The organism is Methylobacterium sp. ap11, assembly GCF_900110515.1.
In the GTDB taxonomy this organism is placed as follows: domain Bacteria; phylum Pseudomonadota; class Alphaproteobacteria; order Rhizobiales; family Beijerinckiaceae; genus Methylobacterium; species Methylobacterium ajmalii.
Window position 1 is genome coordinate 50,602 of record NZ_FOEB01000018.1, and the last position, 13,866, is coordinate 64,467.

At 72.4% G+C, this 13,866-nt stretch carries 9 protein-coding genes; 5 read left to right on the plus strand and 4 right to left on the minus strand.

What is annotated here, in order from left to right:
- Nucleotides 1–37: 37 nt before the first annotated feature.
- From BMX97_RS22525 to BMX97_RS22535, 3 genes are all read left to right on the plus strand, one after another.
- The gene (locus BMX97_RS22525; protein ID WP_091753487.1) at nucleotides 38–1,261 is read left to right on the plus strand and encodes an ABC transporter substrate-binding protein; all 1,224 of its coding nucleotides are present in this window, start codon (nucleotides 38–40) and stop codon (nucleotides 1,259–1,261) included.
- Nucleotides 1,258–1,920, plus strand: a complete 663-nt coding sequence (locus BMX97_RS22530; protein WP_091753488.1) for a glutathione S-transferase family protein — start codon at nucleotides 1,258–1,260, stop codon at nucleotides 1,918–1,920. The genes BMX97_RS22525 and BMX97_RS22530 overlap by 4 nt, the downstream gene beginning before the upstream one ends.
- A 97-nt stretch (nucleotides 1,921–2,017) precedes the next feature.
- Nucleotides 2,018–3,376, plus strand: a complete 1,359-nt coding sequence (locus BMX97_RS22535) for a DUF2254 family protein (protein ID WP_177202313.1) — start codon at nucleotides 2,018–2,020, stop codon at nucleotides 3,374–3,376.
- 6 nt (nucleotides 3,377–3,382) lie between these two features.
- Here the strand turns inward: BMX97_RS22535 and BMX97_RS22540 are convergent, their stop codons facing one another.
- Both BMX97_RS22540 and BMX97_RS22545 read right to left on the minus strand, forming a co-directional pair.
- Nucleotides 3,383–4,756 (minus strand): sensor histidine kinase, encoded by a 1,374-nt coding sequence (locus BMX97_RS22540; RefSeq protein ID WP_091753490.1) that lies wholly within the window; start codon nucleotides 4,754–4,756, stop codon nucleotides 3,383–3,385.
- Entirely contained in the window at nucleotides 4,749–5,426 is a 678-nt protein-coding gene (locus BMX97_RS22545; protein ID WP_091753491.1) for a response regulator transcription factor, read from the minus strand. Before BMX97_RS22545 ends, BMX97_RS22540 begins: the two co-directional genes overlap by 8 nt.
- A gap of 166 nt (nucleotides 5,427–5,592) precedes the next feature.
- Between BMX97_RS22545 and BMX97_RS22550 the strand changes: the two genes are divergently transcribed.
- Nucleotides 5,593–6,975 carry an efflux RND transporter periplasmic adaptor subunit gene (locus BMX97_RS22550; RefSeq protein WP_091753524.1) on the plus strand — a complete coding sequence of 461 codons (1,383 nt, stop codon included), beginning with the start codon at nucleotides 5,593–5,595 and terminating at the stop codon, nucleotides 6,973–6,975.
- 20 nt (nucleotides 6,976–6,995) lie between these two features.
- A complete protein-coding gene (locus tag BMX97_RS22555) occupies nucleotides 6,996–10,127 on the plus strand; it encodes an efflux RND transporter permease subunit (RefSeq protein ID WP_091753492.1) in 3,132 nt (1,043 codons plus the stop codon).
- Nucleotides 10,128–10,171: 44 nt separating this feature from the next.
- On the opposite strand, the gene grpE is transcribed toward BMX97_RS22555, so the two are convergent.
- Both grpE and BMX97_RS22565 read right to left on the minus strand, forming a co-directional pair.
- Complete coding sequence (gene grpE / locus BMX97_RS22560) at nucleotides 10,172–10,768, minus strand: nucleotide exchange factor GrpE (RefSeq protein ID WP_091753525.1); 597 nt, start codon at nucleotides 10,766–10,768, stop codon at nucleotides 10,172–10,174.
- Nucleotides 10,769–10,827: 59 nt separating this feature from the next.
- A complete protein-coding gene (locus BMX97_RS22565) occupies nucleotides 10,828–13,668 on the minus strand; it encodes a [protein-PII] uridylyltransferase (protein ID WP_091753493.1) in 2,841 nt (946 codons plus the stop codon).
- Nucleotides 13,669–13,866: the final 198 nt, after the last annotated feature.

The window sequence follows — 13,866 nt, forward strand, 5'->3', positions numbered from 1 at the left end:
CCAACGACCGGATGCCACTACACACCGGGAGGACACCATGCCGACATCCAAGCTCCGCCGCTCGACGCGATGGCTGACGCTCGCCGCCGCCTCGCTCCTCTGCCTCGCCGAGGCCCAGGCCGCCTCCACCCGCGTCACCCTCGGCGTGCTCAACGACCGCGCCGGGCCCTATTCCGACCTCGCCGGCGAAGGCTCGGTGGTGGCGGCCGAGATGGCGGCGGCCGACTTCAAGGCGCAGAACCCGGACTTCGACATCCGGGTCCTGTCGGCCGATCACCAGAACAAGCCGGATGTCGGCGCCGGCATCGTGCGCCAGTGGATCGACCGCGACGACCTCGACGTGGTGCTGGACGTGCCGTTCTCCTCGGTGGCGCTCGCCGTGCACCAGATCGTGCGCGAGAAGAACCGGCTGATGATCAATTCGGGGGCGGGCGCCTCGGAGATCACCGGGGCGCTCTGCTCGCCCAACACCATCCACTGGACCTACGACACCTGGGCGCTCGCCAACGGCACCGGCGGGGCGATGGTGCGGAGCGGCGGCGACACCTGGTTCTTCGTCACCGCCGACTACGCCTTCGGCAAGGCGCTGGAGCGCGACGTGTCGGAGGTGGTGGAGCGCAACGGCGGCAAGGTGCTGGGCTCGGTCCGCCACCCGGTGGCGGCCAACGACTTCTCCTCGTTCCTGATCCAGGCTCAAGGGTCCAAGGCCAAGGTGGTCGGGCTGGCGAACGCCGGCAGCGACACCATCAACACCATCAAGCAAGGGGCCGAGTTCGGCGTCGCGGAGGGCGGGCAGCGCCTCGCCGGCCTCCTGGTCTTCCTGAGCGACGTGCATTCCCTCGGCCTCAAGGTGGCGCAGGGTCTGGTGCTGACGGAAGCCTTCTACTGGGACCTCAACGACGGCACCCGCGCCTGGTCGCGCCGCTTCGCCGAGCGCCACAAGGGCCGGATGCCGACCATGGTTCAGGCCGGCGTCTATTCCGGCATGATGCACTACCTCAAGGCCGTGAAGGCGACCGGCAGCAAGGACCCCGCCACGGTGACCGCCGAGATGCGCCGGGTACCGGCGGAGGACCCGCTCTTCGGCCGCTCCGAGGTGCGGGCCGACGGACGGGTGACCCATCCGATGTACCTGTTCGAGGTCAAGAAGCCGTCCGAGTCGAAGGGCCCGTGGGACTATTACCGCCTGGTCTCGACGATTCCCGCCGACCAGGCCTTCCGGCCGCTGAAGGCCGGCAACTGCCCCCTGGTGACGAAATGAAGCTGCATCACTGCGTCGGCGCCCGCTCGTTCCGGCCGCTCTGGGCCCTGGAGGCGCTGGGCCTGTCCTACGAACTGGCGATGCTGCCGTTCCCGCCGCGGGTCCACGCCAAGGAGTATTTCGCCCTCAACCCCCTCGGCACGATCCCGCTCCTCGAGGATGGCGAGGTGCGGATGACCGAATCAGCGGCGATCTGCGAGTACCTGGCGGCGCGCCACGGCGCCGGCGGACTCGGGGTGCGGCCCGACGAGCCGGATTACGGCCGCTACCTCAACGCGCTGCATTTCGGCGAGGCGACGCTGACCTTCCCCCAGACCCTGGTGCTGCGCTACGGCCGGTTCGAGCCGCCGGAGCGGCGCAACCCCGGCCTCGTCGAGGACTATTCGCGATGGTTCCTGTCGCGGCTGAAGGGCTTCGGCGCGGTGCTGGGCGAGCGCCGCTTCGTCGCCGCCGGGCGCTTCACCGCCGCCGACATCTCGGTCGGCTACGCCCTGATGCTGGCCGAGTTCGCGGGCCTCGGCGAGCAGCTGCCGGACTTCGCCAGGGCGTACTGGGCGGGCCTGCAGGCCGAGCCGTCCTACGCCCGGGCGCTCGCGGCCGAGCGGCGGGCGGCCGGGGAGCAGGGGGTGTCGCCGGTGCCCTCGCCCCTCGGCGGCTGATCCTGGATTGATGCCGTAGGGAAACGCCCCAGATCCCCGCCGAGCACGACGGGGGGATTCTCATGGCGGGACGATGCACGGGCGGAGGAGCGCCCGCATGACCGCGCGCCTCGCGACGCCGCGCGCCCTGTCCGGCCTGCGGCGCTCGTTCTCGGAATTCCTCGGCCTGCCGGTCGTGATCGTGCTGGGCTTCGTGGTGCTCGCCCACACGATCGACCGGATCGACAACACCGCCGGGCCGCGGGAGGGATGGGGGCCCCTGCGCACCTTCCTCAGCCAGTATGTCGGCGACACCCAGTCGGCGATCAGCATGCTGTCGACCATCGCCGGCAGCCTGATCAGCGTCACCTCGATCACCTTCTCGATCCTGCTGCTGGCGGTGCAGCAGGGCGCCGCCACCCTCAACTCGCAGATCGTCGACCACTACCTGCGCCGGCGCGCCAACAGCGCCTGGTTCGGCTTCTTCGTCGGCGTGTCGCTGTTCGTCCTCGTCACCCTGGTCCAGACCACCCACACCACGGCGCCGGTGCTGGGGGTGATGATCTCGACGCTCCTCGGCGCGGTCTCCCTCGTCGCCCTGGTGGTGCTGATCTATACCACGATCGACCAGACCCGGCCGGTCACCGCCATCGCGACGATCCGCGAGGCCGCGGTCGCGGCGCGGGCGCGCCAGCTGCCGCTGCTCGCCGCGACCGCCGAGCCCTCCGGCCCGCCCGGCGACGGCGTCCCGGTCCCCGCCACGACCGGAGGCTACCTGACGCGGATCGACGTCGACGGGCTCGCCCGGGCGCTGGAGGCGCATCCGGGACGCCATCTCGTCCTGACGCTCCCCGTCGGCGGCTTCGTGCCGCCGGGCGGGGCGGTCGCGGTCGTCGTCGGCGGCCCCGCCGATCCGGCCCTGGTCGAGGTGGTGGGTGCCGCCATCGCCATTGAGGACCAGCGCGACGTCGCCCACGACCCGGCCTTCAGCCTCGACCATATCGGCACGATCGGCTGGACCGCGATCTCGACCGCCCGCTCGGATCCCGCCGTCGGGGCCATTGCGGTCCACGCCCTCCAGCGCCTGCTGCACGACTGGGCGGCGCCGGTGCCGCGCGCGCCCGCGTCCCGGATCGCCTATCGCGACCGGCTGCCGGACCAGGTCCTCGACGCGATCGAGAGCCTCGTCGTCGCCGCGGCCGAATCGCGCCAGCACCAGAGCCTGGCCCTGATCCTGCGGGCGCTCGCGCGCAGCCTGCCGGTCCTGCCGGCGGCCCAGCAGCACGGCGTCGCCCGCCTCGTCGCCACCGTGGCGCCGTCGCTGGCGAGCCACCTGCCGACCCGGATGCTGCGCGAGGACGCCGCCGGCCTGATCGCCGCGTTCCGGCGGACCGGCCGCCCCGACGCGGCGGCGCGCCTGTCGGAGATCCTGGCCCACGTCGTCGAGGAGAGTCGGGAGACGGCCGAGCGCGGGTGAAGGCGTTCACGTCCTGCGCGACGGGCCAGCGGGGCAGAGCAGGGTGAAGCGCGCGCCCCCGCCGGGCGCCGCATCGGCCGCGACCGAGAAGCCGTGCATCCGGGCGATCGCCGCGACGAGGCCGAGACCGAGGCCGTGGCCCGGGGTGTGGCGGGCGGGCTCGGCCCGGTAGAAGCGGCGAAACACCTGGGCCCGCTCGGCTTCCGGGATGCCCGGCCCGGTATCCGAGACCACGACCGCGCGGCCGGCCTCGCTCGCCGCATAGGCCACCCGCACCGTGCCGCCGGCCGGGGTGAACTTCACCGCGTTGTCGATCAGGTTCGAGACCGCCTCGAACAGGAGGTCGCGGTCGCCCTCGACCGGCGCCAGTTCGGGATCCACCGCGAGCGCGAGGGCGACGTCCTTGTCCTCGGCCACCGGTTCGAAGAACTCGGCGGCCTCGCGCACCACCTCGCCGAGATCGACCGGGGCGAAGCCGGCGCGACGGCGCCCGTGCTCGATCTCGCCGATCCGCAGGACGGCGGTGACCATGGCGAGGGTCTGGTCGATCCAGGCGAGACCCTGGTCGATGGCCGCGTGCAGCTCGGCGACGCTCGTCGCCTGCTCGCGGCTGCGCTCCAGCCGGGCCCGCAGGCGGGTGAGCGGCGTGCGCAGGTCGTGCGCCACCGCGTCGCCGACGCTCTGGACCTCGTGGACGAGGTGCTCGATCTCGTCGAGCATCCGGTTCACCGTGCCGGCGAGGCGGTCGAACTCGTCGTTGGCCCGGCCGACCGGCAGGCGCCGGCCGAGATCGCCGCGCATCACCTCCGCCACCGCGACCTCGGTGGTGGCGAGCCGCCGCCGCGCCCGGCCGGCGAGCACCAGGCCGCCGAGCCCCGACAGGACCAGGGTCGGCACCAGGCCGAGGCCGAGCGCGCGCAGGGTCGTGGTGCGCACCCGGTCGACCTCGTCGGTGTCGTGGGCGATGACCACCGTGCCGCCGTCGGGCAGCGCCAGGGCGGCGGCCCAGATCGCGTCGTCGACGCGGCCCTGGCTCAGATCGAGCACCGCGTCGACCCGGGTGGAATCGCCGTCGCGCGGCAGGCCGGCCGGCAGGGCGACGAGGTTGCCGGCCCGCCGCGTCCCGTCCGGCCCGAACAGGCCGCCATAATGGGTGGCGTGCCGGTCCATGGCGATCCAGGTCTCGACCCGGTCGAGCGTCGCCGCCGGCTGGGCGGCGGCGGCGCGCACCTCGAGCCGCAGGGTCTCGGCCAGTTCCTCGCGCATGAAGTCCGCCGTCTGCCAGTAGACGAAGGCGAACATCGTCAGCGCCATCACGGTGGTCCAGGCGGCGATGCCGAGCGCCCAGCGGAAGCCGGTGGAGCGAAAGAGGTCAGGCATCGGGCATCAGGGCAAAGCCGATGCCGCGCACGCTGTGGATCAGCGGCGCCTCGCCCTCCGCCTCGAGCTTGCGGCGCAGGCGACCGAGATGGACGTCGATCAGGTTGGATTTCGGGGTGAAGCGGTAGTTCCACACCTCCTCGAACAGCAGCGCCCGGGTGATGACCTGGCCGGGCCGGCGCATCAGGTATTCGAGGAGCTTCAGTTCCCGCGGCAGCAGGTCGAGGTCGCGGGCGCCGCGCCGGCCGGTGCCGGCGATGAGGTCGATCTCGAGGTCGCCGACCCGCAGCAGCGTCTCGCGGGTGTCGGCCGGGCGGCGCAGCAGCGCCTCGATCCGGGCGGCGAGCTCGGCGAGGACGAAGGGCTTGGCGAGGTAGTCGTCGCCCCCCGCCCGCAGGCCGCGGATGCGCTCGTCGACGTCGCCGAGCGCGCTCAGCACCAGGGCGGGGGTGCGGTCGCCCGCCCCGCGCAGGTCGCGCAGCAGGCTCAGCCCGTCGAGGCCCGGCAGCATCCGGTCGAGGATGATCGCGTCCCAGGGCTCCGCCCGGGCGCGCGCCGCGCCCTCCGGCCCGGTCGCGACCCAGTCGACGGCATAGCCGCGCCCGCGCAGGTCGCCGAGCAGTTCGGTCGCCGTCTCGGCATCGTCCTCGATCAGCAGAAGCTTCGCCACCGTCCTTCGCCGCGCTGCGTGAACCCGACGCCTTGTCTCACGAACGGCGCCGCGATCCTCGGCGGAATCGCACGATGAACGCGAATTTAATGGCGGGCCGGACGGCTCTCGCTAGGTGCTGGAACGGTTCCAATCTGGAGAGGCGAGGGCGGTCGTGGGCGTGACGATGGAGAGGGCGGTGCACCTCGCCCGCGACGAGGACCAAGCCCCGCGCGGGCGGATCGCTGCACCCGTTCAGCCGGCGCGGCAGCACCCGTCGGGGCGCGGGCCGGGCGGCGGGCCGTCGCGATGGGCGATCGTCCTCCTCGCCGTCGCTTGCGTGCTGGGGTTCGGCTGGTGGCAGCGCGACGCGGCGCGCGAACTTCTCGCGCCGCTCGTGCCGGCGCGCCTTATCCCGCTGCTGGCGCCGCTCCTCGACACGCCGGCCGCCGAGCGGGATGCGGCGAAGGAGGCCCAGAAGGACGCGCCTACGGATCCGAACCTCGTCACCCTCGACGCCGCCGGGCAGAAGCGCCTCGGCCTCGCCTTCGGGCCGGTCGAGACCCGGCACATCGTCCTGCCGGTCCGCACCCCCGGCACGATCGCCTTCGACGAGCGCCGCGTCACCCATCTGAAGCCGCGGGCGGCGGGACGCGTGCTGTCGCTCGCGGTGCAGCCGGGCGACGCGGTGCGGGCGGGCCAGACGCTGGCCACCCTGGACGCCGCCGGCCTGCTGGAGGCCCGCAACGGGCTGGCCGAGGCGCAGGCGAGCCTCGCCGAGGCCCAGGCCACCGAGGCGGTCGCCGCCCTCAACCTCACCCGCGGCCAGGACCTGATGAAGGTGAGCGGCGTCGCCCAGGCCGAGGTCGACCGGCGCCGGGTCGATCTCGCCAAGGCGCAGGCCGCCACCGCCTCGGCCCGGGCCCGGGTCGGGCTCTACACCGCCCAGGTCGCCCGCCTGGCGCCGGAGCCCGGCGCGAGCCCGGAGACCAGCGCCATCGTCTCGCCGATCGACGGGGTCGTCACCAGTGCCAGCCTCAGCCTCGGCCAGGTGGTGGATACCGGCAGCGACGCCTTCACGGTGGCCGATCCGCGCCGGATCCTGGTGCTCGCCAATCTCTACGGGCGCGACATCGACGCCGTGAAGGCGGGCGACACCGCCACCGTGACGGCACCGATGCCCGACCGCCCGGTCTTCGAGGGGCGGGTGCGCTCGGTCAACGCCGCGATCGACCCGGCGAGCAACACCGCGCCGGCCCGGATCGAGATCGCCAACCCGGACGGGCGGCTGCGGGCCAACATGTTCGTCTCGGTCGAGATCGCCGCCGATCTCGGCCGCAGCGGCACGACCATGCCGGCCGCCGCCCTTCAGCTGACCGAGGACGGCCCGGTCGCCTTCGTGCGCACCGGCGAGGACCGGTTCGAGAAGCGTGCGCTTACCCTCGGAGTGCAGCGGGCCGACTGGGTTGAGGTCACGTCGGGGCTCAAGCCCGGCGAGACCGTGGCGACGACCGGCAGCTTCGGCCTCAAGGCGATCCTGCTGCGTGCGCTCCTCGGCTCCACGGACTGACCCTCCAAAGGATTGATCCGATGAAGACCTGGTTCGCCCTCCTCGTGCGCCGCCGCTGGCTGGTGCTGATGATCGCGCTCGCCGGTGCCGCCGGCGGCCTCGCCAACCTGCGCGGGCTGTCGATCGACGCGGTGCCCGACATCTCGCCCAAGCAGGTGATGGTGCTCACCCTCTCGCCCGGCCTCGGGCCGCTCGAGGTCGAGCGGCTGGTGAGCTTTCCGGTCGAGAGCGCGATGGCGGGGGCGCCCGGACTCACCGGCCTGCGCTCGACCTCGCGCTACGGCGTCTCGGCGGTCTACGTCACCTTCGAGGACGGGGTGCCGCTCGCGGAAGCCCGCGCCCAGGTCTTCCAGCGCCTGCCCCAGGCGAAGGCGATGATGCCGGCGGGCGTCGGCGACCCGCAGATGGGCCCGATGGCGACCGGTCTCGGCGAGATCTACCAGTTCGAGCTGCGCGGCCCGGCCTACTCGCCGATGGAGCTCAAGCGCCTGCTGCAATGGACGATCGCGCCGCGCCTGAAGCTGACCCCCGGCATCGCCGACGTGAACATCTACGGCGGCCAGCTGCCGACCTACGAGGTCCGGGTCTCGGCCGAGAACCTGCGCCGCTACGGCGTCACCCTGTCCCAGGTCTACGCCGCGCTCGCCGAGAACAACATGGCCCGGGGCGGCGCCTACCTGGAGCACAACGACCAGCAGGAGGTGATCCGGGGCCTCGGCCTCGCCAAGGGTCCGGAGGACATCGCCGGCATCGTGGTGGCGACGCGGTCCGGCGGCGTGCCGGTCACGGTGGCGACCCTCGGCGCGGTGGTCGAGGCGCCCAAGGTCCGCCTCGGCGCGGTGAGCCACGACGCCGCCGGCGAGACGGTGGTCGGCATCGCGATGATGCAGCAGGGCGAGAATGCCAGCGCCGTGGTGGCGCGGGTGAAGGCGACGATCGAGGAATTGCGCGGGCAGTTGCCGCCCGGCGTCGCCATCGTGCCCTACTACGACCGCTCGACGCTGGTCGAGCGCACGATCCACACCGTGGCGCACAACCTCGTCGAGGGCGCGGTGCTGGTCGTCGTCGTCCTCCTGCTGCTCCTCGGCAACCTGCGGGCCGGGCTCGTGGTCGCCGCCGCGATCCCGCTCTCGATGCTGATGGCGTTCGCGGGCATGCGGGTGCTCGGCCTGTCGGGCAACCTGATGAGCCTGGGCGCGATCGATTTCGGGCTCATCGTCGACGGCGCCGTGGTGATGGTCGAGAACGTGCTGCGGGCCCGCGGCGAGCATCCCGACCGCCCGGCCTTCGCGGTGATCCGCGACGCCGCCGCGGAGGTGGCGAAACCCATCCTGTTCGCGGTGGCGATCATCATCCTGGTCTACCTGCCGGTGCTCGCCCTCGAAGGGGTGGCGGGCAAGATGTTCCGGCCGATGGCGCTGACGGTGATCCTGGCGCTCGCCGGCTCGCTCGTCCTCACCCTGACGCTGATGCCGGCGCTCGCCGCGCTGATGCTGGCGGGCCCCGGCATCGGCGAGCGCGAGACCCGCCTCGTCCACGGCATGCGGGCGCTCTACACGCCGGTGCTGCGGCTGGCCGAGCGCCGGGCCGGGGCCACCGTGCTCCTCACCCTGGCGTTGTTCGGCGGCAGCTGCTGGCTCGCGACGCGGCTCGGCGGCGAGTTCCTGCCCAAGCTCTCGGAGGGCTCGATCGTGCTCACCTCCGAGAAGCTGCCGGGCATCAACCTCGACGCCTCGCTGAAGGCGGTGCGGCGGATCGAGACGGTGCTCAAGTCCTTCCCGGAGGTGAAGCGGGTGGTCTCGCTCACCGGTAGCGCCGAGATCCCGACCGACCCGATGGGCGTCGAATCGACCGACAGCTTCATCACGCTCGCCGACCCGGCGACCTGGACCACCGCGACGAGCCAGGACGGCCTCGTCACCGCCTTCGACAAGCGCCTGCGCGAGGAGGTGCCGGGCGTGGCCTACGCCTTCTCGCAGCCGATCCAGATGCGGATGGACGACCTGATCGAGGGCGTGCGCGGCGACGTGGCGATCAGCCTCTACGGCGACGACCTCGCGGTCCTGAAGGACAAGGCCGACGCGATCGTGCGCGCGGTCGGGGCGGTGTCGGGGGCGGCCGACGTCAAGGCCGAGGCCCAGGCCGGGATGCCGGCCCTGTCGATTGAGGTCGACCGGGCAGCGGCGGCCCGGTACGGGGTCGCGGTCGGCGACGTGCTCGACGTCGTCGAGGCGATCGGCGGGCGCATGGCGGGAAGCGTCTACCGGGACGACAACGCCATCACCGACATCGTGGTGCGCCTCAGCCCCGACGACCGGGCCGACCTCGAGCGCATCCGCGCCCTGCCGGTGGGGCGCGACGGCCGCGCCCAGGTGCCGCTCTCCCTCGTCGCTTCCGTGAGCGTGAAGACCGGCCCGGCCCAGATCAGCCGCGAGCGGCTGCAGCGGCGCATCTCGGTCCAGGCCAACGTCCGCGGGCGCGACGTGCAGAGCTTCGTCGCGGAGGCGCAAGCGGCGGTCGCCGCCCAGGTGCCGCTGCCGCCGCGCTACGCCCTGCAATGGAGCGGCCAGTACCAGAACCTGCAGGAGACGACCGCGCGGCTCGTCGTGGTGGTGCCGGCAGCGATGGCGGCGATCCTGGTGCTCCTGGTGGTGATGTTCGGCGACATCCGCCTCGCCGGGCTGATCTTCCTCAACGTGCCGGTGGCGGCGACCGGAGGAATCCTGGCGCTTTACCTGCGCGGGCTGCCGTTCTCGGTCTCGGCGGCGATCGGCTTCATCGCCACCTTCGGCATCGCGGTGCTGAACGGCGTCGTGCTGACGAGTTACATCCGCGACCTCGAGCGCAGCGGCCTCGACCCGGAGGAGGCCGCGACCCGGGCCGCCGAGATGCGCCTGCGGCCGGTGATGACCACCGCCCTGGTGGCGGCCCTCGGCTTCCTGCCGATGGCGCTCTCGACCAGCGCCGGCGCCGAGGTGCAGCGCCCGCTCGCCACGGTGGTGATCGGCGGCCTCGTCACCGCGACGCTCCTCACCCTGGTGGTGCTGCCGGCGATCTATCCCCGCATCGCCCGGCTGCGCCTGCCCTTCGGCACGCCGCCGGCCGGCACGGGCAGGTCTGGGGCGCGGGAACGGGCGGCCGAGGAGGCGTGAGCGCGGGGCGCCGGCCGGCGCCCCGCAATCGGTTGGGAAGGCCCTTACGCCTCGGTGGGCTTCGCCTCGGCCTTCGGGCCGCCCTTGGCGACGCCGACGAGGGCCGGGCGCAGCACGCGCTCGCCGATGACGTAGCCCGACTGCACCACCTGCACGACGGTGCCGGAGGTGACATCGGGGTTCGGCACCTCGAACATCGCCTGGTGCAGGTTGGGATCGAAGCGCTGCCCTTGCGGGTCGACCCGCTTCACGCCGTGGCGCTCCAGGGTCTTGAGCAGATCGCGCTCGGTCAGCTCGATCCCGTCGACGAGCGCCTTGAGCGCGCCTTCGGCGGTCTCGCGGGCCTCGACCGGCACGCTCTCGAGGGCGCGGCGGACGTTGTCGGCGGCGTTGAGCATGTCGCGGGCGAAGTTCGTCACCGCGTAGGTGCGGGCGTCGGCCACCTCGCGCTCGGTGCGCCGGCGCAGGTTCTCCATATCGGCCAGCGTGCGCAGGAGCTTGTCCTTGAGGTCGAGCTTCTCGGCCTCGAGGGTCGCCAGCGCGTCGCCCTTGGGGGCGGCCTCCGGCGCGGAGGCGGGAGCGCCCTCGGCAGCCTCGGGCTCGTGCGCCCGCGCGGCGTTCTCCGTGTCGTTCGGCGTCATCGTCATTCCGGAAAAGGGATCTGGGAGTGACCCCGATATCAGGTGGACGGCCCCCGAAATCAAGCTTCGCCGGACGCGGGCGCCGCCCGGTTCGGCTCGTCCTTAAGAGAGGCCTTGGTCCCGGACCGGCGGCCACGGTCGCCGCGGGGCAGGTCGGCCTCGAACACCGCCATCACCGCCCGGCGGATCGTCGCCTGCCGGTCGGGCTGGGTCACCTTGGTGCCGGTGAGGTCGGTGACGTAGAACACGTCGACCGCCCGCTCGCCGAAGGTCGCGACGTGGGCCGAGGTGATGTTGAGGTTAAGCCGGCCGAGCGCCGAGGTGAGATCGAACAGGAGGCCCGGCCGGTCGAGGCCGGAGATCTCCAGGACGGTCTCGCGGGCCGAGAGCGCGTTGTCGATCGACAAATCGGAGGCGACCTGGAAGGTGCGCGGCCGGTCCTTGACCGGGTGCTTGTCGGCGACGAGGTCGGCGATGCGGATCTCGCCCTTCAGCGCCCGCTCGATCGCGGTGGCGATGCGGCCGGTCCGGCGCATCTCGTCCTCGTCGCGCTCGAAGGCCCGCGACAGGGTGATGGTGTCGAGGACGAAGCCGTCCGCGGTGGTGAAGATCTGCGCGTCGACGATGTTGCCGCCGGACGCCGCGCAGGCGCCGGTCAGGATCGCGAGCAGCCGCGGGTGGTCGGGGGAGTAGACGCAGAGCTCGGTCACGCCGCGGGACGGGTCGGTCTCGAAGGCGGTGGCGACGGTGTTGCCGGCCTCGGCGGCCGCGCGGATGAAGCGGGCGTTCTTGAGCTGGCGCCCGGCATCGACCTTGAGCCAGTAATGCGGGTAGTGCCGCGCGGCGTAGGCGTCGAACTCCTCGGCCGTCCAGTCGCCGAGCTGCTCGCGCAGGCGCATCTGGATCAGCCGGACCCGATCGGTGCGCGGGATCTCCGAGCGGCCGCCCGAGAGCACCATCTCGGTCTCGTAGTAGAGGGTGCGGAGCAGCGTCGCCTTCCAGGCGGTCCAGGTGCCGGGGCCGACCGCCTTGATGTCGGCGATGGTGATGACCAGGAGCAGCTTCAGCCGCTCCAGGCTCTGCACCACGCTGGCGAAGGTCTCGATGGTCTTGGGGTCCGAGAGGTCGCGGCTCTGGGCCGTCATCGACATCAGGAGGTGGTGCTCGACGAGCCAGGCGACGGTGCTGGTCTCGGCGGCATCCAACCCGAAGCGCGGGCCGAGCTTGCGCGCCACCGCCGCGCCGGCGATCGAGTGGTCCTCCTTCCGGCCCTTGGCGATGTCGTGCAGGAACATCGCCACGTAGAGGGCGCGGCGGTTCTGGATCGTGCCGACGATGCGGTGGGCCAGCGGGTGCTCGTCCTCGAGTTCCCCCGCCTCGATCTTTGCCAGCACGCCGAGCGAGCGGATCAGGTGCTCGTCCACCGTGAAGTGGTGGTACATGTTGAACTGCATCATCGCGACGATGCGGCCGAAATCCGGCACGAAGCGCCCGAGCACCCCGGTCTCGTTCATGTGCCGCAGCACCGTCTCGGGGGCGTTCTGCGAGGTCAGGAGCTCCAGAAAGAGCCGGTTGGCCTCCGGGTCGACCCGCACCATCGGGCCGAGGAGTGCCAGCGAGCGCGTCGCCAGCCGGCTGGCATCGGGGTGGATCGCGAGGTCGTGCCGGTCCGAGAGCCAGAACAGCCGGATCAGGTTGACCGGGTCGCGCTCGAAGGCGGCGTCGTCGCGGACGTCGAGCCGGCCGGTATGGATGCGGAAATCGTCCGCCTCCAGGTCGGGGGCGCGGAAATGCTGCTTGAAGCGGCGCAGCCAGCGGTCGAGCACCGGCGGGCGCTTGGCGTGGCGCGCCTCCATCTCGGCGCAGACGATGGCGGTGAGGTCGCCGACGTCCTTTGCGATCAGGAAGTAGGCCTTCATGAACCGCTCGACCGCGGCGAGGCCGCCCCGCGCCCCGTAATCCAGCCGCTCGGCGATGCGCGGCTGCAGCCCGAAGCCCAGCCGCTCCTCGGAGCGCCCGGTGACGAAGTGCATGTGGCAGCGCACCCGCCACAGGAACTCGTCGCAGCGCTCGAACAGGCGGAACTCGTCGGCCGTGAACAGGCCGGCCTCGACCAGGTCCTCGGCCCGCTTCACCCGGAAGGTGTACTTGGCGATCCAGAACAGGGTGTTGAGGTCGCGAAGCCCGCCCTTGCCGTCCTTGACGTTGGGTTCGACGAGGTAGCGCGAGGCGCCGCTCTTCTGGACGCGGGCGTCGCGCTCCTTGAGCTTGGCCTCGACGAACTCCGCCGCCGTGCCCTGCACGACCTCGCGGTCGAAGCGGGTCTCCAATTCGTCGAACAGCGCGCGGTCGCCGAACAGGAAACGCGATTCGAGCAGCGCCGTGCGGATCGTCATGTCGCCGCGGCCCTCGCGCAGGCAGTCGGCGACCGAGCGGGTGGCGTGGCCGACCTTCAGCTTGAGGTCCCACAGCACGTAGAGCATCGCCTCGACGACGCTCTCGCTCCAGGCGGTCTGCTTGTAGGGCAGGAGGAACAGGAGATCGATGTCCGAGCCCGGCGCCAGCAGGCCGCGGCCGTAGCCGCCGGTCGCCACCACGGCGATCTGCTCGGCGGCGGTCGGGTTGTCGGAGCGGTAGAGCCGCTTGACCACCGCGTCGTAGATCGCCCGGATCACCGCATCCATCTGGGCGCAGATCAGCCCGGCGCAGGCGTGGCCGTCGCGCTCGGCGAGGAGCCGCCGCTCGGCCTCGGCCCGGCCGGCCTCGATGATGCGGCGCAGTTCCGGCACAAGCCGCTCGCGCAGGCGGGTCGGGTCGCTGAGCGACTGGTCGATGCCGGCCAGCATCGCGCGCAGGGCGGCCTCGGTGTCGGACGGATCGATGACGGTGGTGTCGGGCATGGCAGCCGGGTTCGGGCGAGGGGGAGGCGGGGACCAAGGGGGCGGGAATCAGGAGGCGCGGCCGGATCCCGTCGCGTCCCCGCCTGTTTGGCATCCCGGCCCGCCGAAAGCCAACGCTTCCGCAGGGTGCGGCCGGGCGTTCGCTCCGAAAGGCTAATCCGCTTCACCGGCCGGATCGTTTGACACTCCGAACGGTGC

Excerpts from the sequence above, each read along its gene's own strand:
- BMX97_RS22565 (WP_091753493.1), bottom strand. The coding sequence starts at position 13,668 with ATGCCCGACACCACCGTCATCGATCCGTCCGACACCGAGGCCGCCCTG.
- BMX97_RS22525 (WP_091753487.1), top strand. The coding sequence starts at position 38 with ATGCCGACATCCAAGCTCCGCCGCTCGACGCGATGGCTGACGCTCGCC.
- BMX97_RS22550 (WP_091753524.1), top strand. The coding sequence starts at position 5,593 with ATGGAGAGGGCGGTGCACCTCGCCCGCGACGAGGACCAAGCCCCGCGC.
- BMX97_RS22530 (WP_091753488.1), top strand. The coding sequence starts at position 1,258 with ATGAAGCTGCATCACTGCGTCGGCGCCCGCTCGTTCCGGCCGCTCTGG.
- BMX97_RS22535 (WP_177202313.1), top strand. The coding sequence starts at position 2,018 with ATGACCGCGCGCCTCGCGACGCCGCGCGCCCTGTCCGGCCTGCGGCGC.
- BMX97_RS22555 (WP_091753492.1), top strand. The coding sequence starts at position 6,996 with ATGAAGACCTGGTTCGCCCTCCTCGTGCGCCGCCGCTGGCTGGTGCTG.
- grpE (WP_091753525.1), bottom strand. The coding sequence starts at position 10,768 with ATGACGCCGAACGACACGGAGAACGCCGCGCGGGCGCACGAGCCCGAG.
- BMX97_RS22540 (WP_091753490.1), bottom strand. The coding sequence starts at position 4,756 with ATGCCTGACCTCTTTCGCTCCACCGGCTTCCGCTGGGCGCTCGGCATC.